This window comes from Streptomyces camelliae (genome assembly GCF_027625935.1).
Taxonomy (GTDB): Bacteria; Actinomycetota; Actinomycetes; order Streptomycetales; family Streptomycetaceae; genus Streptomyces; species Streptomyces camelliae.
The window spans coordinates 7,884,161-7,902,070 of sequence record NZ_CP115300.1; the positions used below are offsets into that span (position 1 = coordinate 7,884,161).

Annotated in this window: 16 protein-coding genes and 1 pseudogene; 5 read left to right on the forward strand and 12 right to left on the reverse strand. The window is 70.0% G+C overall.

Annotation, left to right across the window (positions count from 1 at the left end):
• Nucleotides 1-19 precede the first annotated feature (19 nt).
• Nucleotides 20-139: pseudogene (locus O1G22_RS36200) on the reverse strand (IS5/IS1182 family transposase); the annotation flags it as partial.
• A 1,220-nt stretch (nucleotides 140-1,359) separates the two neighbouring features.
• Between O1G22_RS36200 and O1G22_RS36205 the strand changes: the two are divergent.
• Nucleotides 1,360-2,403: a YncE family protein gene (locus O1G22_RS36205; protein ID WP_270085151.1), complete on the forward strand. Its 1,044-nt coding sequence runs from the start codon at nucleotides 1,360-1,362 to the stop codon at nucleotides 2,401-2,403.
• Nucleotides 2,404-2,527: 124 nt separating this feature from the next.
• Here O1G22_RS36205 and O1G22_RS36210 read toward each other — a convergent pair whose 3' ends face one another.
• The 4 genes from O1G22_RS36210 to O1G22_RS36225 all read right to left on the reverse strand — a co-directional run bounded on the left by O1G22_RS36210 (nucleotide 2,528) and on the right by O1G22_RS36225 (nucleotide 4,575).
• The gene (locus O1G22_RS36210) at nucleotides 2,528-2,842 is read right to left on the reverse strand and encodes an ArsC/Spx/MgsR family protein (RefSeq protein ID WP_333492488.1); all 315 of its coding nucleotides are present in this window, start codon (nucleotides 2,840-2,842) and stop codon (nucleotides 2,528-2,530) included.
• A gap of 6 nt (nucleotides 2,843-2,848) precedes the next feature.
• Nucleotides 2,849-3,508, reverse strand: coding sequence for a GTP cyclohydrolase I FolE (gene folE / locus O1G22_RS36215; protein ID WP_270085152.1), 660 nt, complete (start codon nucleotides 3,506-3,508; stop codon nucleotides 2,849-2,851).
• A 1-nt stretch (nucleotide 3,509) separates the two neighbouring features.
• The gene (locus tag O1G22_RS36220; RefSeq protein ID WP_270085153.1) at nucleotides 3,510-3,959 is read right to left on the reverse strand and encodes a hypothetical protein; all 450 of its coding nucleotides are present in this window, start codon (nucleotides 3,957-3,959) and stop codon (nucleotides 3,510-3,512) included.
• Nucleotides 3,960-4,032: 73 nt separating this feature from the next.
• Nucleotides 4,033-4,575, reverse strand: coding sequence for a DUF2231 domain-containing protein (locus O1G22_RS36225; protein WP_270085154.1), 543 nt, complete (start codon nucleotides 4,573-4,575; stop codon nucleotides 4,033-4,035).
• Nucleotides 4,576-4,699: 124 nt separating this feature from the next.
• Between O1G22_RS36225 and O1G22_RS36230 the strand changes: the two genes are divergently transcribed.
• Complete coding sequence (locus O1G22_RS36230; protein ID WP_270085155.1) at nucleotides 4,700-5,443, forward strand: helix-turn-helix transcriptional regulator; 744 nt, start codon at nucleotides 4,700-4,702, stop codon at nucleotides 5,441-5,443.
• Between the two features lie 368 nt (nucleotides 5,444-5,811).
• Here O1G22_RS36230 and O1G22_RS36235 read toward each other — a convergent pair whose 3' ends face one another.
• Nucleotides 5,812-6,465: an ATP-binding cassette domain-containing protein gene (locus O1G22_RS36235; RefSeq protein ID WP_270085156.1), complete on the reverse strand. Its 654-nt coding sequence runs from the start codon at nucleotides 6,463-6,465 to the stop codon at nucleotides 5,812-5,814.
• Nucleotides 6,466-6,589: 124 nt separating this feature from the next.
• Here O1G22_RS36235 and O1G22_RS36240 point away from each other — a divergent pair, with 124 nt between their 5' ends.
• Entirely contained in the window at nucleotides 6,590-7,327 is a 738-nt protein-coding gene (locus O1G22_RS36240; protein WP_270085157.1) for a helix-turn-helix transcriptional regulator, read from the forward strand.
• Between the two features lie 346 nt (nucleotides 7,328-7,673).
• On the opposite strand, the gene O1G22_RS36245 is transcribed toward O1G22_RS36240, so the two are convergent.
• Nucleotides 7,674-8,156 (reverse strand): hypothetical protein, encoded by a 483-nt coding sequence (locus tag O1G22_RS36245; RefSeq protein WP_270085158.1) that lies wholly within the window; start codon nucleotides 8,154-8,156, stop codon nucleotides 7,674-7,676.
• A complete protein-coding gene (locus tag O1G22_RS36250) occupies nucleotides 8,153-9,985 on the reverse strand; it encodes a glycoside hydrolase family 15 protein (RefSeq protein WP_270085159.1) in 1,833 nt (610 codons plus the stop codon). Before O1G22_RS36250 ends, O1G22_RS36245 begins: the two co-directional genes overlap by 4 nt.
• Before the next feature lie 1,228 nt (nucleotides 9,986-11,213).
• Between O1G22_RS36250 and O1G22_RS36255 the strand changes: the two genes are divergently transcribed.
• Entirely contained in the window at nucleotides 11,214-11,558 is a 345-nt protein-coding gene (locus O1G22_RS36255) for a hypothetical protein (RefSeq protein WP_270085160.1), read from the forward strand.
• Between the two features lie 425 nt (nucleotides 11,559-11,983).
• Here the strand turns inward: O1G22_RS36255 and O1G22_RS36260 are convergent, their stop codons facing one another.
• The 4 genes from O1G22_RS36260 to O1G22_RS36275 form a co-directional block, all read right to left on the reverse strand.
• A complete protein-coding gene (locus O1G22_RS36260; protein ID WP_270085161.1) occupies nucleotides 11,984-12,718 on the reverse strand; it encodes a cupredoxin domain-containing protein in 735 nt (244 codons plus the stop codon).
• The gene (locus tag O1G22_RS36265; protein WP_270085162.1) at nucleotides 12,706-13,260 is read right to left on the reverse strand and encodes a hypothetical protein; all 555 of its coding nucleotides are present in this window, start codon (nucleotides 13,258-13,260) and stop codon (nucleotides 12,706-12,708) included. Before O1G22_RS36265 ends, O1G22_RS36260 begins: the two co-directional genes overlap by 13 nt.
• A gap of 110 nt (nucleotides 13,261-13,370) precedes the next feature.
• Nucleotides 13,371-14,468 carry a cupredoxin domain-containing protein gene (locus tag O1G22_RS36270; protein WP_270085163.1) on the reverse strand — a complete coding sequence of 366 codons (1,098 nt, stop codon included), beginning with the start codon at nucleotides 14,466-14,468 and terminating at the stop codon, nucleotides 13,371-13,373.
• Between the two features lie 51 nt (nucleotides 14,469-14,519).
• Entirely contained in the window at nucleotides 14,520-15,854 is a 1,335-nt protein-coding gene (locus O1G22_RS36275; RefSeq protein WP_270085164.1) for a copper resistance CopC/CopD family protein, read from the reverse strand.
• Between the two features lie 1,333 nt (nucleotides 15,855-17,187).
• Here O1G22_RS36275 and O1G22_RS36280 point away from each other — a divergent pair.
• Nucleotides 17,188-17,886 (forward strand): TMEM175 family protein, encoded by a 699-nt coding sequence (locus O1G22_RS36280; protein WP_270085165.1) that lies wholly within the window; start codon nucleotides 17,188-17,190, stop codon nucleotides 17,884-17,886.
• The last annotated feature ends 24 nt before the right edge of the window (nucleotides 17,887-17,910 follow it).

Consider the following 17,910-nt stretch of genomic DNA (forward strand, 5'->3'; position numbering starts at 1 on the left):
CGGCCGCCGAATCTCCGTACCGGCCGGCGCTCAGGCGCCGCCATCGGGCGCCGAGCACCCGGCGGTGTTCTCGCAGGCCAGTGGTGAGGAAGCGCAGGGCAGAGCTGGACGGGTTCAGCCCGGACGGGTGGACAAGCACGCGAAGTCTTTGGCGGAGACGGTTCTTCTCGGTCGAAAACCCGTCTGTCAGGGGCTTCACTCGTTCGTCAGCCCAACTGGCCGGCATGTGAGGCAGGTTGGAAAGGGCAGGGCTCACTGCCCTTGGCGCACCAGCGGGGTCGGGTGGTCCGTGGGCGTCGAGGTATTGCTGGAACGCGGTCGGCGGGCGGTGTCGGTGGGTTCCTGCGCGCTGAGGCGTTCGATAGTGACGGCGATTGCCGTGAGAACGTGCTGGACGTGGGCCTTGCCGCTCACCGAGCCGTGTCCCCGTGGAGTCCACATGGGCTGGCCGTGTCCCCGTGGAGTCCACCTGGGCTGGGCGAGGAGGCGCGGATGAGGACCTGGCGGGCGCCGCGAGAGTCACCCCACGGCAGCGCCGCCGTGGGTGCTGGTCCGGCTGAATTCGCCCTTGAACAGCGCCACTTGGCGGCATCGCCACACTCGCTGGTACGTGTAGAAGGACGAACCCGTCTTCCGGCCGGAGCCGGCCCGCCTCGCTGTCCTGACGGTTGCTTCAACGGAGGTTGGCGGACACAAACACAGTCGCGTGTCGGAGCTTGAACCTACGACCTCTTCTTCCCGAAGCAATCTGGACGGCAGATCCGCCTTGGGCTGCTCTGCCTCTCACCTGCGCTGAAGGTCCGCAGGCGTCCGCGCTAGTCCGTGGCTGTGCGTCGATGTCGTCACGCAGTCAGACACTCCGGGCCGGCTTGCATCAGTGGACAGGGTTACATGACATGCTGCTCGTGTGGATGTGGCCACCGCCGACGGAGCCACCCTGGCCAAGGCCCTGCGCCCGGCCCTGGACGCGCCCCCGCCGGCTCCCGGGCCCGGATCGGCCGGGCCAGATCGGCTGCGGCGCGGTGCTGTCGGCTCCTCGCCGCCGTCCTCGTCGTCGCCGCCCGGGGCCGCACCCGAGCGGTGGCGATGGCCTGTGCGGTCGCCGCAGTCGTCGGCCCCTCGCCTGGAACGCCATCCTGTGGTCTGCCCGCGGAGGCCGGTTCCTCACCGATCCACCCGCGACCGTCTTCCCCATCAGCCGGTGGGACACCGGCTGCGGCGTCTTCACCCGCGCCGCCCCCTCCCTCGGCCACCCGCTCGGCCCGCTGGCCCCCCAGCCGAGCCGTACCGGCATCGGCTGACCCACGGGCGGCGGGACGGCTCTCGCCGGCTCACCGCCGACCTCGGGAGCACCCGCAGATGATCCGTCGTCGCAGTCCCCGCGCCCTGCTGGCCCTGGCCGCCGGCCTGGTCCTCGCGATCGCCGCCGCCGTGGCCGGCGTGACGCTCACCCGGGACGGCGGCCAGCCGTCCAAGGTGGCGCTGCCCCTCCGGTTGGTCAAGGAGATCTCCCTGCCGGGTGACAGCTCCCGCTTCGACTACGCCAGCCTCGACCCCGGCCGTGGCCTGCTGTTCATCGCCCACCTCGGCGCGAGCCAGGTCATCGAGGTGGACACTCGCGCGGACAAGGTCGTACGCACCATCTACGACCTGCCCGGCGTTCACGGTGTCCTGGTTGTCCCCGCTCTGCACCGGGTGTACGCCACCGCCAGTGACGCAAACCAGGTCGCCGCCATCGACGAGACCACCGGCAAGGTCCTGCACCGGGGCCCCACCGGCGACACCCCGGATGGACTGGCCTACGACCCCGTGCACCACACGGTGTGGACCACCAACGAGACCGGCGGTTCGGAGACCGTCGTCGACGCCACCACCGGAGCCGTACGCGGCACCGTCACCCTGGGCGGCGAGGCCGGCAACGTCGCCTACGACCCCACCACCCGGCAGATGCTCGTCGACGTCCAGACCCGCAACGAGCTCGCCGTGATCGACCCGGCTGCCCTCCGAATCACCCGCCGCGTGTCCCTGCCCGGCTGCGACCACGACCACGGCCTCATCCTCGCCCCCGCCGACCGGTTGGCCTTCGTCGCCTGCGACGGCAACGCCCGCCTGCTCACCGTCGACCTGAACACCTGGCACGTCACCGGCACCGACCGGGTCGGCCAGGACCCCGACGTCCTCGCCTACGACCCCGTCGCCCGCCACCTCTACGTCGCCGCCGAATCCGGCTGGGTCACCACCGCCGACACCCACGACCGGCACCTCACCGTCACCGGCCGCGCCCACCTCGCCGACGGCGCCCACGTCGTCGCCGTCGACTCCACCACCCATCGCAGCTACTACCCCATCCCCCACGGCACAGGCGGCCACCCGGCCCTCCTGGTCTATCAGCCGGCACCATGACCCGCGGGCGACCACGTCGCCTTTCCAGAGCGCGCGGCGAGCTGCTACGGCTCAAGCCGGCGCCACCGGGCCGAACGCCAGCGGTCGTCGTCGGAACGCTGCGCCTGCCCGGCGACCGGACGACTCAGGCAAGGAGGGACCGGACGGCGTCGTTGGAACGGCCCACCACCGTCGTTCCGTCGTCCGCCGTGATGACGGGACGCTGGACGAGCATCGGATGGTCGGCCAGGGCCCGGATCCAGCGGTCGCGGTGTGCGGCGTTGCGTTCCCAGGTCGCCATGCCAAGATCGACCGCAGCCGGCTCTCCGGTGCGGGTGATGTCCCAGGGTTCCAGATCCAGCCTTCGCAGCACCTGTTCGATCTCTTTCACGGTCGGTGGCTGCTCCAGACAGCGGCGCACTGCACTCCGGTCGGTGCCGGCCGGCGGGAGTGACGTCAGGCGTGGTCAGGGGTTCGCGCCGGTCAGGGCGAGGAATTCACTGCGGGAGCGGCCGTCGGTTCGCAGCAGGCCGAGCAGGGTGGAGGTCAGGGTGCTGGAGCCGGTGGACTGGACGCCTCGCAGGGTCATGCAGGTGTGCTCTGCCTCGATGACCACGCCGACGCCCTTGGGCTCCAGGTGGGTCTGCAGCCAGTCGGCGACCTGCTTGGTCAGACGCTCCTGGACCTGCGGTCGGCAGGCGAAGTGCTCGACGATCCGGGCCAGTTTCGACAGGCCGACGATGCGGTCGCCGGGCAGGTAGCCGACGTGTGCAACGCCGACGAACGGCAGCATGTGGTGCTCGCAGACGGTCCGGACCGGGATGCGGCGGGCCAGCACGAGTTCGTCGTAGCCTTCGTCGTTGGGGAACGTGGTCAGGTCGAAGGGGCGGGGGCTGAACAGTTCGGCATACGCGCGGGCCATGCGGCCCGGTGTTCCCCGCAGGCTCTCCGACGAGGTGGAGATGCCGAGGGCTTTCAGGAACTGACCGGCTGCTCGTTCGGCGGCGTCCAGGTCGATGCCGTCGGGCTCGTGGACAACCCGCAGGGCGGCGGGTCGTGCGGATGCCTGTTCTTCCTGGTCGGCGGGGCGTATTCGGGCTGTGGCGCGGTGCGAGGACTCGGTCATGTCAGCTGCCGCCGATGCCGAGGGCGGTGAGCAGGACGAGGACGAGGGTGACCACGGCCAGCAGGCCGTGGGCCAGGACCACGGGCAGCGGGAAGTGCCGTTCGGCCGGGACGCTCCCCTCCGCCCCCGCAGCAGCGGCGGCCGGGGTGGCCGTGGCGCGGTCACGGTAGACGGGGATCCATCGGGCCAGCATCACGAAACCCAGGAGCGCGACCGGCAGGAGCAGGCCGAACGAGGTCCAGGCCAGGGCGGTCTTGTCGGCCACGACATAGATGATCCACACCACCAGTCCGATCGCGGCCAGGGCGAAGTGGCCGAAGACGACGGGTGCGGGCAAGCGGCTGGTGCCGGTTTGGTGCCGGCGGATTCCGCCGCGTTGGATCCAGGTGCCGAGCATGTAGAAACCGCCGAGAGCGGTGACCACCCAGGTGATCAGTGCGGCGATGTCCATGAGCGAACTCCCGGGTGAGGTTGTGTTGGAGGCAGCAGGGGGAGGCCGGCCGCCGTGGCAGGGTGGGGCCGGGTCAGGCCGGGGTGCGGGCGCTCCCGTCGGCGGGCGTGTATCCCTCGGTCTGGGTGCTCTCGTCGGCGACGCGCACGCCGTAGCGGTAGGCGAGCTTGCCGCCCAGGAATCCCGAGACACCCAGAACCGTCACACTGAGCGCGGACAGGACGAGCCGTCCGATCCCGACGCTTGCGCCGTCGGCGTAGTCGCCGTGGCGCCACAGGAAGTTGACGACGTAGGCGGCGATGACCAGCAGGTTCAGCGTCATGTGCACCAGGGCGGTACGGAAGGCCGGGGTGCCGGCGGGGACGGCGAACAGGTCGAGGAAGCCGACCATGGCCGCCAGCACCGCACCGATCACCCCGACTGCGATCAACCACTCGGAGGACTGGGTCAGGAATCCCGGGCGGTGCACGACGTGAGATGCGATGTCGAACACCAGGATCGTCACCCAGGCACCGATCGGCACGGTCACCAGGATCGGATGGAACGGGTGGCCGTACGGGCCGGCGAGCGCGGCGTTGACCGGACGCTTCGCCTGAAGTCGTGACTCATGGACCATCGCAACCTCCTCTCCTCTAGTTTCACCAACAATTGTTGGTCTTATTCAAGGTGGGCGTCAAGGTGCGCAGCCAGAAGGAGTGAAGAACGCTTGTACCCACGTAGGTGGGAGTTACCGTGGTCGCGTGGCTTCAGATCCGAGTACGCAGGCCGACGCAGCCGACAGCGCCATCGACTCCGTCAGCGTCCTGAGCGAGGACTCGCGGCGGCGCATGTTCACCTTCATCCGGCGGGCCCGCCGCGCCGTCACCCGCGACGAGGCCGCCGCCAGCGTCGGCATCTCCCGCAAGCTCGCCGCCTTCCACCTCGACAAGCTCGTCGACGCAGGCCTGCTCCGGGCGCGCTACGAAACGCCCGGCGGGATCCGCAAGGTCGGCAGGCAGCCGAAGGTGTACGAGCCCACCGACGCCCAGATCACCGTGAGCATCCCCGACCGGCGCCACGAGCTCCTGGCCGACCTGCTCCTGGACGCTGTTCTGACCGAGGGCGCGGACGAAAACGCCTCGCAGGCGGCCATGCGGACCGCCGAGCAGCGTGGCCGGCAGCTGGGCGAGGCCGCGCGGGAGGAGACCCGCCCGGGCCGCCTGGGCCCCGAGCGGGGGCTGACTGCGTGCGAGCACCTCCTGGATGAGTACGGCTACGAACCCGTCCGGGACACCCCCACCCAGCTGCGGCTGCGCAACTGCCCGTTCCATCCGCTGGCCGCTAAGGCCCCCGCCCTGGTGTGCGGCATGAACCACGCTTTCCTCAGCGGCTACCTCGACGGCCTCAAGGTCAACGGCCTCCAGGTCGTCCTCGCCCCAGAGCCGGGCGAATGCTGTGTGCGGCTGGGCCCGCGTGGCAACGGCGGCGACGGCCAGGTGGCTTGAGGAGCACTGACCCACCATGGCCCGGCCCACACCCCGCCAGGCTGCCGGTGCCAGGCCGGTGCTCGCAGCCCGTCATCAAGGGCTCAGCGGACCTCGATGTGCCGGTCCATCCCGAGCTGCTTGTGACTGCCGACCGGGCAGTGCACGTCGTACGTTCCCTTCCTCGCAGTGCCGGGGTTCGTCCACGGCTACTCCTGGCCCTCGCTCTTGACCCAGGTCCAGGGGTACTGGGCGCGGTGCTGGTGATGACATCCTCGCTGTATCCGCTGGTGTTCCTGCCGGTGGCTGTACCGACGCCTCGGCCGAGGAGGTCGCGCGCAGCCTGGGCCGTGGCAGGCTCGCCACCCTGTGGCGGGTCACGCTGCCGCTCACCCTCCCCCGCCCTGGTCGGCCTCGCCCTGGTCCTCGTGGCTCTCGACTCGTGCGCGGGGCTGCACCCCGATGGCCTGGGGCCGCTGGAAGCCGGTCTCCGCAGGCGCGGCGGCGGCAGTGGTGGGGGTGACGCTCGTTCTGACCTCCGTGCGGGCCTCCCTCGCGCATGTGCCGTACGCAGTCGAGGACGTGGCGCGCTCGCCCGGCGCCCGCAGGATCGCGGTCCTGGGCCGGGGCGCTCTGCCGCTGATCCTGCCCGGACTCGGCACGGCCTTCGCAATGGTCACCCTCCCCGCGAGCACCGAACTCGTCGCCACGCTGCTGCTGCGCCCGACCGGCACCGAGATCCTTGCCACCCAGTTCTGGATCTGCACCACCGGCCTCTCCTTCGTCGGGATCGCTCCGCCGTCGAAACTACGACGCGACGGCAGATCTCGGTCAGGTGCGGGAAGAGCGCCCTCTTGCGGTACACAGCCGATGCGCCGGCGCTCGGCGGGGACCCTCGTGGCGCCGTCGTCGAGGAGGCGGCCGTGCAGGGTGACCCTCCCCTGGGTGGCGGAGTGGAAGCCGGCGACGACACGGAGCAAGGTGCTCTTGCCGCAACCGGAGGAACCCAGGACACAGGCGAGCGCCCCGTCATCGACGGTCACCGTCACGACGGCGTACGGCGCCGCTGCAACAGCATTTCCGTATGAGTTCACAGGAGGCAAAGCCCTCTCCCCAACAACATCACCGAGAAATTCTGCAAATTCTTATGATCGATATACTGACTGAGTGGGACTTGACCACGCCGCGCTGACCAGCTTGGCCGCCCTGGGCGACGCCACGCGGCGCCGCATGTTCGAGCTGATCCGGCAAGGGCGGCGGCCGGTGACGCGTGAGGAGATGGCCGACAGCCTTGGCATCTCCCGCAAGCTGGCGGCTTTCCACCTGGACAAGCTGGTGGCGGTCGGCCTGCTCCAGGCGCGCGTCGATTCACCCGGGGGTATTCGCAAGGTCGGCCGTAGGCCCAAGGTGTACGAGCCGGTGGACGAGGCGATCGGGGTGACCATTCCCGAGCGTCGTTACGGCATGCTGGCCGACGTCCTCACCGAGGCCGTGCTCACCGAGACGGACGAGGAGTCGGCTCGCGAGGCCGCGCTCCGCGTGGCATACCGGCGCGGGGAGACCTTGGGCACCACCAAACGTGAGCGGGTGCGTCCCGGGCGCCTCGGTGCTGAGCGCGGACTGACCGTAGCGGCCGAAACACTCGATGAGTTCGGTTACGAGCCGGAGCGCATCGGGCCCACCCTGATGAGCCTGCGTAACTGTCCCTTCCACCCCATGGCGGCCAAGGCCCCCGAGCTGGTCTGCGCCGTCAACCAGGCTTTCCTGGCCGGTTACCTGCACGGTCTGGGAAGCGACAAGACCACAGCGGTACTCGCCCCGAGGCCCGGCGTATGCTGCGTCGAACTGCGCGGTGACGACACGGCGGGCGGCACATCGGAGTGGGGTGGCGTCTGCGAGCGGTGAGCCGTGTCCGTGCTTGCCGCTCGCGGCCCGCAGGTTGCCTCGGCTGGTGCGCTGCGTACACATGAACAGGGGGAGTTGTCATGTGCGCGGTTGATTGCGATCCCGTGGAACCTGGCGGTGTGGGCGGTCCCTGGGGTGGTGGACGGTGCCTTGGTCGGCGCCCGCCTGCAGAGGAAGGCCGGCGAGGGGTCGGCCCCGGCGCTTCTTCGTCCGCCTGTTCCTGCTGATCGGCGTCATGTTCTTGCTCGGGGTTCACCGGCTTCGCCGGGCCTGCGGCCTGAGGCTGCCGCCATGCGTGCGCGTCGGGAGGCGTAGTGACGCCGTGGCCATGCCGAGCCCGGGCGGGCTATGCGCTCAGGGAGATGAAGGCGCCGACGATGACGCCGTAGGCGAGGTGCGCGACGAGGGTGACGATCGGGGTGGCCAGGCCGTAGTTGAGCATGAGGAAGCCGGGAGGTTCGAGCAGTGCCACATCGGGGGCGCTGGTGAGGGAGGTGCCCATACGGGGGTGGACCAGGGGCAGCAGGATGTTGACCAGTACGGTGCCGGCGAACACGCCGTGGGCGAGTCCGAACAGCGCCCCCAGCCACCAGCTGCTGTGGCCCAGGGCAAGAAACAGGGCGTAGTAGCCGAGGGCGAAGAGCAGTCCGATGGTGAAGTGCAGCAGGTAACCGAGGGCCTTGGCGCGGGTGCGGTTGACGGTGAAGGCGCTGCCGAGGAGGAAGGGCAGGTCGATGCGGGTGAGCCTGAGTTCGCCCGCCGCCCGCAGCATGGTGGTGAGGACCAGGGTCCCGAGGAACCCGCCTGCGAGCGCTGCTGTCACACTCATCGCTGGTCCCGTTCGGTGAGGGCGCAGGCGGCGCTGATCAGCGCCAGGTGGCTCAGGGCCTGCGGCAGGTTGCCCAGGAACGTGCCGTCGGCCGGGTCGATCTCCTCGCTGTACAGGCCGACGTCGTTGGCCTGTGTGATCAGCTGGTCCATCAGGTCGGCTGCTTCCATGACGCGTCCGCAGTCGGCCAGCGCCTCGGCGAGCCAGAAGGAACAGGCCAGGAACGCGCCCTCGCTGCCGGGCAGGCCGTCGGCGTCGCTGTAGCGGTGGACGAACGGGCCGAAGGCCAGCTCGCGGCGGATGGCCTCGACCGTGCCGCGCAGCCGCGGCTGGCCGGGGTGGGCGTAGCCGTACAGCAGGCCGAGCAGCAGGCTGGCGTCCACCTCCTCGCTGTCGGCGGTGCGGGTGTAACTGCGCTTGCGGTCGCTGAAGCAGCGGGTCTCGATGAAGTGCCTGATCGCCTGGCGTTCCCGCCGCCACCGGTCGGCGTGACGGGCGGGGATGAGCCGCAGGTCGGCCATGCGTGTGGCGCGGTCCAGGGCCACCCAGCACATCATCTTGGACTGGGTGAAGTGCAGCGGGCGACTGCGGACCTCCCAGATCCCCGCGTCCGGCTCCCGCCACAGCCTGCACACCAGGTCGGCCATCTCTGCGACGCGGCGAGCGACGTCGGCGTCCAGCCGTCCCACCGCCTGCGCGTACAGCCACGCGGTCTGGAGTAGCTCACCGTAGGTGTCCAGCTGCAGCTGGTCGGAGGCTGCGTTACCGATCCGGGGCGGCGCGGATCCCTGGTAGCCCTGGAGCGGCAGCGTCCGCTCGATCGCGCGGGCGCCGCCGTCCAGCCGGTAGAGCACGCGCAGGCGCGGATGGGTGAGCTGGGTGGCGTGCATCAGCCACCAGAAGTAGGCGTGCGCCTCGCGGGCGCAGCCCAGCCGCAGGAACGCGTCCAGGGTGAAGGCGGAGTCCCGGATCCAGGAGTACCGGTAGTCCCAGTTGCGGATCCCGCCGATCTGCTCGGGCAATGAGGACGTGGCGGCTGCCGCGATCGTGCCCGAGGGGGCGAAGTCCAGCAGCTTCAGCGCCAGGGCGCTGCGCTCCACCGCCTGCTGCCATGGCCCGCCGCAGCTGCGCTCGCCCAGCCAGCGGCGCCAGACGGTGCAGGTGTGTACCAGGCGCGCATCGCACTCGACACACGAGGGGAGGATCAGCGGCTCCTGGTGGGCGAAGGACAAGGCGATCAGTGCGCGGGACCCCGGCCGGGTTTCGAAGTGGCCGCTGATCGCCGACTCGGTGCACTGCGGTCGGCCGGCCTGCCAGGTGCAGACCGCGACCGCGTCCGCCCCGCAGGAGGCCACCGGGGCCCCTGCCCGCGTGCGGATGTGCGTCGGGCCGCTGCCGTAGCCGAAGCGGGGCGTCACGCTCCAGCGTATCGGCACGCTTCCCGACAGCCCGTCGACCCGGCGCTGCAGTTCCCGCATGGGCGTCAGACGGGTGTCCGGCACTGTCATCGCATCGGTGACACGGACCGTGCCCAGGGCCGTGGTGAAGGTGGTCTCCAGCACGTTGGTGCCAGGCAGGTAGCGGCGGGCCACTGCCCAGGGCACGGTCGGCCGCACAGTGCAGCTGCCACCGTGATGACTGTCGAGGACCGCGGTGAATACCGTTGGGGAGTCCAGATCGGGCACCGGCAGCCAGTCCACGGCACCGTCGCGGGCCACCAGCGCGACGGTGCGGCCGTCCCCGATGGCCGCGTACTCCCGCAGCGGCGCGTACCCGTCATGGCGCTCCGGCCGCTCGCCGGCGGCCGATCCTGAAGAGCACTTTCCCATCCGGAACACCTCCGACTTGCCTGACCTCCTCACCCTGACGTCGGCAGCCCGCGAAGGCTGCAACCGATCATTGATGCGTGTGCGTCTGAAGGTCGGGGACGACATCGTGGTCGGCCAGCGCCGGCAGCATGCCCACCTGGATGGCACCCAGGCTCCCCCCGCCGCACAGCACGACCGCCCCGGCCATCGGAGTCTCCTCTCCACAGGCGCAAGCCGCTGGGGCAGGGCCCCGGCAAAAGATTGCGCGCCGACTTCTCGGCCGCCCTTGGTGCTACGGCTTGCGACGCCTGCTCAGGGCCTCCAGCCGTCACGTCCTTCCGACGTGGTTTCGATGCTGTCGGCGAGGAGGCAGTACCGGGCTACGCAGTGTTGAGTCGTGAGTCGGCCGTCGACGCGCAGCGGCGTGCTCACGGCCGCCCCCCGTCCGCGGGCCCACTGCCGTGGGGCGGACTGTCCAGGAAGTACTCCCGGCGCAGCGACCCCGACCGGAAATACTTGATACTTGGTGCCTCAACCACCTTCGCGCGGGCGCCTCAGTGAGCACCCGTGCCGTTCCAGATCGGATGCAACGTGCCGATCATCTCATCTTGCGTCTTGTACTGCCATTCCCCGCGGTATGGAAAAGCGTTTCGGCGTCGGCGCATTTCCCGGTGGATCCACCAATCGGGATGGACCTGAGTGACGCCGAGGGCGCGGCCGGTGATGGCATTGGAAGCGAGCTTGACCAGTCACGGAGCGCCGCTGTCAAGATCTGACGCGCGACAACTCAATAGGCAAAGCGGCGGCTCGGACTGTAGCCGATCATTGCGGCGGGTATCCGTCGGCGGCGGCATGCGAGCCCGGCCCGCCCGCTACGGCGTCTCCCCGCTGTGGCTCACCGCGCACGGCCACTTCCCGTGGACCACCTTTTCAGAGCGGTGTTTGCGCGGGCTGTCCCGTTCCCATGGATGTCCTCACAATCTCCATGCCCTGGCAGGTCCGGACTCTGCTCCGGTCTTTTGCCTGTTCTCCAAGCCGACGTCGGTCCTGCTTTGATTGACTGCGCGGCAAGCTGGTCGTACGTTAAAGGAAAACCGTTATGTCCGTTTCATGTCGGAATTGACGGTCGCCGCCTGAGCGGGCTTCGCGGGCGGCGGGGGACGCACAGAGCTACGCGCAGGCTCTGAGCGAAGTGGACGGCCCGTCGAGGCCGCCGTAGATCAAGCACACCCTCGGAGAGGGGCTCATCATGCGCGCGAACACCCGTATCAAGAGAGTGGCCATCGCGGTCGCGTCAGCACCGATCCTGGCCCTCGCCGCCGGAGCCGGAGCCGCCCACGCAGCCGTCACCGCCGCGCCCACCCACGTCGCCTCGTTCCACCAAGACGACGGCTGGGGCTGGGGTGACCACGGCGGCTGGGGCTGGGGTGGAGGACACCACGAACACGGCTGGGGCTGGGGCGGAGGACACCACGAGCACGGCTGGGGCTGGGGTGGAGGACACCACGAACACGGCTGGGGCTGGGGTGGAGGACACCACGACCACGGCTGGGGCTGGGGCGACGACGGTTGGGGTTGGGGTTGGGGCGACTGAGTGTCAGCAGAACTGATCGCAACCCCTGACAACAGGGTGGATCCGGGTGCTCGATCCCATCGGGCACCCGGCTCCATATGACGAAACCCCGATGCAGCTGATGGGAGACGGGCTCGTAGGCGGGGCGGTGTCCGTGCGCGTGTATGCGGTGTCGGCTCGGGTGTGCAAGCCCGGGCAGGTGAGGCACTGCATGAACTCCTGCTGGTGGCCGATGCGGCCGATGTCGGAGCCGTCGCCGATGCTGTAGCGGGACGCCACCGAGGGCGTTGACCATGCCGCTGAAGCCGCGGAGTCGACGATCGATGCGGATCAACCCCGACCGGCTGGACCATCACCCGCCCGGCGTTACCCGAGTATCGCTGTGGAGGGTCGTCATCATGCTGCATGCGCTGAGCGCGCGCAGAGAGCGAGCGGCCGTTGGTACGTCAGCTCGGCGAGGCGGTGTCGCGGCTCGCGCCTGTGGCGGCCGAGCGTGATCCGACCAGGAGCAGGCAGAGCACGGCGACCCCCGCGACGACCCCGGCGAGGAGGAGCAGCGGATCGAGCGGGCGGGCCGCGGAGGTGGTGCTGTCGGCCGGTGCGGCCGCCTGCTGGGTCGGCGCTGCCGCGGCGGCTGCCGCTGTGGCGGAGGCAGACGGGTTGCCCGACGCGGGCGCGGCGGCCGACACGCTGTGGCCGGCGTGCGTGGTGGGGACAACCGCGGGAGCCGACCGGGCGGGCCGTGCGGCCGAGGGGGCGGAACCGGAGTGCTGCTGGGTGGTCGGGTGCGTGGTGGGAGTAGGTGCGGCGGCGGCCCTGACGACGAGCTGGGCTGTCATGCCGGGGTGCACGGTGCAGACATAGCCAAAGGTGCCGGGCGTGGTGAAGGTGTGGCTCCAGGAGCCGCCCTTGTTCAGCAGTGGGGAGTGGATCGACTCCGGACCGGAAGTGGTCTTCACGTCGTGGGGGGCCTGGTCCTCGTTGACCCAGGTGACGGTGTCGCCGGCTGTGATGGTCAGGCTGCGCGGGCTGAAGGCGTAGCCGGACATCACGACACGGTACGACGTGGCAGCGTGCGCGGGGCGGGGGGCGAGGAAGGTGACGGCGCTCGCCAGGAGCAGGGCTGCCAGCAGCAGGCGTACGGTGTGGACGAGCCGGAGCCGGGCGGTCAAGGGATGCATGTGAACTCCGCGGCGACGAGCAGCCCGAGGTGGCGTGCGGGGCGTGTCCGGGACAGGGCGAATCCGGTCGTGCGGTGCAGCGGGCCGTAGGGGACGCGTGCGGTGCCGACGACGAGGAGATCGGCGTCGGCGCGTTCGACGACGCGCAGCAGCAGCGTGGCGGGGACGTGCTCCAGCGTGGTGTCGCCCGTGCCGAGGCTCCCGGGCACGCGCAGCCGCGTCCCGCCCGCCACCGGTTCGATGGCGGTGCTGGTGAAGGTGAGCAGTTCGCCGCCGAGTGCGTCGCCGCCCAGCGCGAGGCTCAGGACACAGTCCTCGGGGTCGGGGGCGACGGTCAGTGCCACTTCCACGACGTCGGCGCGTCGGCGCAGGGTGACCAATGGACCGGTGCGGTAGGTGAGTTCGGTGATGATGCGGTCGGCGGCGGCTGCGTACGCGCCGGGGCGGGGCAGCCAGTCACGGCCTGGCTGCGGAGGCAGTGTCGCGGTGGGCGACGACGTATGCACCCGGAGCGGTTGCGTGGGCGGGAGTTCGGTGGTCATGGCGGTACCTCGGGCTCGTGGCGGACGCCTGCCGGATCGGGGACAATGGCGGTGGTGGCGGGCCGGCCGACTGCGACTCGGCCGGCCCGCCACATCTCATCGCCCTGGTGTCAGCAGGAGTTGGTGAGGTAGTCCTCGGTCGGGGCGAGCATGTGCTCGGCCCAGACGGTGTGCATCTTGACGTAGGCGTCGGGGTTGAGGATGTCCGAGACCTGCTGGCCCAGGGACTCGTCCAGGTGCGCGGAGTTGATGTGCTGGAGAAGCACCGTGAGGGTGTCGTCGCCGACGGAGCCGGCGCCGTTCACGGCCGGGGCGAGGATGGACTCCACCCAGACGGTGTGCATCTTGATGTAGCTGTCGAGGTTGAGCGCGTCCTGGACCTGCTGGCCCGGGGACTCCTCCAGGTGAGCCTTGTCGATGTGCTGGAGGATCGGCAGCAGGACCTGCTGGATGCTGACGCACTGCTCGCTGCCGCCGTCCCCGCTGCCTCCGCCCGTACCGCCCGAGCCGCTGCTGCCGCCGTGCGAGCCGCCGCTGGAGCCGCCGGAGCTCGATCCGCCCGTGCTGCCCCCGGTGGAGCCGCCCGTGGACCCACCGGTGGAGCCGCCGGTCGAACCGCCCGTGGAGCCGCCGGTCGAACCGCCCGTGGAGCCGCCGGTCGAACCGCCCGTGGAGCCGCCGGTCGAACCACCGGAACCGCTGGTCGAACCTCCCGTACCGCCGCCGCTGTCAGCGACGACGGTGATGGAGGCGGTCATGTCGGGGTGGACGGCGCAGTAGTACTTGTACGTGCCGGGCTTGGTGAAGGTGTACGACCAGCTGTCGCCCTTGTTCAGGGTGCCGGAGTCGAACTTGGCGGGGCCGCTGGTGGTGGTGACCGTGTGCGGAGCGGAGTCCTCGTTGATCCACTTCACGGTCTGGCCGGCCTTGATGGTCAGGGCCTGCTGGGCGAACTTGTAGTTCGTGATCTTGATGGTGTAGTCGGCCGCCTTGGTCTGTGCCGCAGCCGACTGCGCCTGGGCCATGGAGCGGACCTCGGCTGCCGGAGCGGCGGTGGCCGGAGCGGCGGCGCCGCTGGATGCCTGGAGAAGGCTCAGACAGGCGACGGCTGAGAGGCCGGCGCCCACGCCGGTGGCCAGCAGCACCCGGTTGCCGGCCCGGGATTGCCGGTGGCGTGGCGGAGGTGCGGTGGTGTCGTCGGTACGCATGATCGTGCGTCTCTCCTTGTCAGGTGAGGGGGGTGGGGCAGTGAGGGCTGGTCAGCGGCCGGGGGCGGACGTGACCAGCAGACTCGTCGCGGCGAGGACGACGAGGACGAGCCCCGTCTCGGCCGCGACCGAGTAGACGAAGGGCCGTACGGTGGCGCGGTCACCGCGCAGCAGTACGGCGATGTCGAGTCGGGTGCGCACCCACCTCCGGCTGCCCTGGGCGATGAGCAACACCGCGGCCAGGACGGCGAGTTTGAGCAGCAGCAGATGGCCGTAGCCGGTGTGGAACAGGGCCCCGAACGAGCCGACGACCTGCCAGGCCAGAACCGCGCCGGCCACCGCGATCGCCGCGACGGACACGCCGGCCAGCGTGGAGTAGCCGGAGACGACGGCCGACAGGTCCTCCGGGCGGCGCCTGGCCAATACCCCGAGGAGCAGCAGGGTCAGCCCGCCCAGCCACACGGACACGCCGAGCAGGTGCACCAGGTCGGCCACCGCGCCCCACCCGGGATGCGTGCCTTCGGCGTTGTGGCCCGCCATGCCGGTCGTACGCAGCAGCCCGAGCGTGACGGCGAGGGCGCCGACCCGCCAGCCCGGTGAGCGGGCGGCCCGCTCGCCGCCCTGGAGCAACGCGGCGAGCACGATGGCGGCGAGCACCCACATCAGCACCCGGCAGGCGGCCACGATGCCGACCTCCGTGCCCAGCAGGTCCCGATACGTGGTCAGGCGGTACGTGTCGCCGAGGGTGCCCATCGCACCGTACGCACCCTGCAGTCCCGGTGTGACCAGGCTTGCCACGAGCCCACCCGCCCAGGCCAGCGTGAGGATGCGGCGGGTACGGCGGTCTTGGGCACCCTGTGGCCAGAGAAGTGCGAGGAAGACGAGACCACCGACGTAGAGGGCGAGGGCGAGGTATCCGGCCCAGCGGGCGGCCGCCCAAGCCTTGCGCACGCTGTCAGAAGGCTTGGGTGCGGCCGCGGCGTCATCAGAGGGGGAGGCATCCTTCGTCTTCGCGGTGAGGGGGAAGAAGAGCGTCCCGGAGGTCGGATGACCGTCCTCCATGTCTCGCACCTGCCAAACCAAGGCGAGCCGGTTCTGCCCGGCCATCCTGGGAACGGAGACCTCGACACCATTGTTCCGACGATCGCCGTGGTCCGGACGGGACAGAGCGAGCCGACTGCCACCTGCGGTGACGCGGACGTCGGGCAGGTCGACCGGTTCGCTGAAGGTCAGCCGTACCGTGGCCGGTGTGTGCGTGAGCCGGGTGCCGTCCTTGGGCGAGGAGGACACCAGCTCGGTGTGAGCAGAAGCGGCTGGAGCAAACAGCAGCAAGGTCACAGCAGCGGCCAGCGCGGTGGTCCATAGGCGCACAGCATGGTGTCTCACCGGAGCACCTCCGGCAGTACCGAGGGTGACGGTGCAACGTCTGCGCACAGCGGCGAGAGGTCGGTGCTCGACGGTGACGAGGAGGGAGAGGGCGCGGGGAAAGCGGTGACTCCGGAGGCGTCCGGCCCGAGCAGGCCATTCAGTAGGTCGGTCAGCGAAGTGAGTGTGCCGTTCAGCAGCGGCTGGACCAGGTGCACCTCGCCCTTCTGGCAGCCGTCCGACGGCGTTGGAGAAGGGCTGGGGGAAGGCTTCGGTGAGGGGGAATGCGACGCCGAATCGGAGGGGCCGGGCGTCGGCATCCAGCCTCCGCTTCCGCCGCCTGCGTGTTGCCCGCCGTGCCCGTCGCCAGACGACGTGTCGCTTGCGATCGGAACTCCGGGACCGCCGCCTCCGGCCCAGGAATTCCCTGATGAATCGGCTCCCGTATCGCCGCCAGGGTTGCCGGGATCCCCGGACGCCGTCCCCTGTGACGGGTCGGCGGAGGCCGACGGGGCCGGTGCTGCCGGCGGTGCGGCTGTGTCTAAGGTCGTGGGCGCGGGAGCGCCGATGCCGGACGCGTACCCGAGTACGACGATCACCGCGGCGACCAGGGCACCGGCCACTATCTCGTCGCGATGGTCTCCCGGCCAGGACGCCTTGGCGAACAAGGACATGGCCCCTCCTGACGCTGTGCGTGAAAGGCAGTGCCCAGGAGTGGACCGGGATGAGGATTCCCGGCCGCTACGCGTCAGTTAATCGCCCGTTTCGTTGCCTCATATTCGCCCCCTGTCCGACTGTGAGAACGGACCTCCCCACCACAATCCGCGCAATGCATTCCGTGAAGAACGTGGAGTGTTCGTGAATTCGAACGCGCTCTTCATTTATTCCTTCACTGAATCACCGCGCATGCATATGCAGGGCATCGGCATAACTCACAGGTGGCTTGAGCTCGCTTGCCGGCCGCGGCTTCGATCTCGCTGCCGTATGAGACTTCACGCGGCGGGGTGACGGGCCCAGCTTGGCCTCGACAGCGCCTCGCGGATCGTGCACCGGCCGGGGTCCCTGGACCATGGATCCGCCTGCCTGTCCGCGACGCTGGTGCTGCCGGCGACACGGGGAGTGGGCGGCAGCTGACGACGGGCGCGGATGCCGCTACGGCCTCTGTCAGCGGTCGTCGGCTCGCCGGTGGGGCCGGCCGGGTGCCAGGTTCCAGCGTCCGGCGCGGCCACTGCCGCCTTCTCACCCGCGCCTTCTTCGTGTCCAGAAGTGCACAATGCCCTGCTCGGTGGATGCGCTGAAAGAGACAGCGCACGGATACTTGTGAACGACACGAGGCAGTACGTCAGGAGTCGGCTTGTCCCGTACCCACCCCCGCAAGTTCTCACGTTCCGAGACCACACGGGCCGAGGCCTTCAGCGACGGTGTGTTCGCCATCGCCGTCACGCTTCTCGTTCTCAATCTCGCCGACCCTCCGCACAAACCGGGCGGCCTTGGCCCGGCTCTGCTGGCTCAGTGGCCTGCCTACCTCGGCTACGTGGCGTCCTTCGGCTACGTCGCGGTGATCTGGCTCAACCATCACCAGGCCTTCGTCCGTATCAGGACCATGGATCGCGGGCTGCATGCCGCCAACCTGTTTCTGCTGCTCACCACGGGGTTGTTGTCCTTTCCGACCGCGGTGGTGGCGGACGCGCTGCAGGCAGATCCCATGGGCGCGGACGCGCGGGTGGCCGTCGCTCTGTACGCCGGCATCGCCGCGGCGATGTGCCTGAGCTGGGTGGCCTTCTACCAACAGATCTCCCGCCGGCCCGAGCTGCTGGACCCTGATGTGGAGGAGACGTACGTGCGGCACGGGCGGCTTCGTTCCTGGGCAGGCGCCCTCGCTTACACCGTGGCCGGGCTTCTGGGGGTGCTCATCGCACCGCTGCTGGCGATCGCCGTGTTCGTCCTGCTCCCTGTCTTCTACTTCGTCACCAGTGAAGGTCTGCCCGGTGGGACGGCTCCGCCTGGTGCCGGTCATCGGGCCGACCAGACAGGTCGTGACGGTGCGGTCTGACGCGCCCTGACACTCGGTGGCACG

Bases quoted from the DNA above. Each gene is read 5' to 3' on its own strand.
- O1G22_RS36225 (WP_270085154.1), bottom strand. From the start codon at position 4,575: ATGGTCCATGAGTCACGACTTCAGGCGAAGCGTCCGGTCAACGCCGCG.
- O1G22_RS36245 (WP_270085158.1), bottom strand. From the start codon at position 8,156: ATGAGTGTGACAGCAGCGCTCGCAGGCGGGTTCCTCGGGACCCTGGTC.
- O1G22_RS36205 (WP_270085151.1), top strand. From the start codon at position 1,360: ATGATCCGTCGTCGCAGTCCCCGCGCCCTGCTGGCCCTGGCCGCCGGC.
- O1G22_RS36260 (WP_270085161.1), bottom strand. From the start codon at position 12,718: ATGCATCCCTTGACCGCCCGGCTCCGGCTCGTCCACACCGTACGCCTG.
- O1G22_RS36220 (WP_270085153.1), bottom strand. From the start codon at position 3,959: ATGGACATCGCCGCACTGATCACCTGGGTGGTCACCGCTCTCGGCGGT.
- O1G22_RS36250 (WP_270085159.1), bottom strand. From the start codon at position 9,985: ATGGGAAAGTGCTCTTCAGGATCGGCCGCCGGCGAGCGGCCGGAGCGC.
- O1G22_RS36265 (WP_270085162.1), bottom strand. From the start codon at position 13,260: ATGACCACCGAACTCCCGCCCACGCAACCGCTCCGGGTGCATACGTCG.
- O1G22_RS36255 (WP_270085160.1), top strand. From the start codon at position 11,214: ATGCGCGCGAACACCCGTATCAAGAGAGTGGCCATCGCGGTCGCGTCA.
- O1G22_RS36270 (WP_270085163.1), bottom strand. From the start codon at position 14,468: ATGCGTACCGACGACACCACCGCACCTCCGCCACGCCACCGGCAATCC.
- folE (WP_270085152.1), bottom strand. From the start codon at position 3,508: ATGACCGAGTCCTCGCACCGCGCCACAGCCCGAATACGCCCCGCCGAC.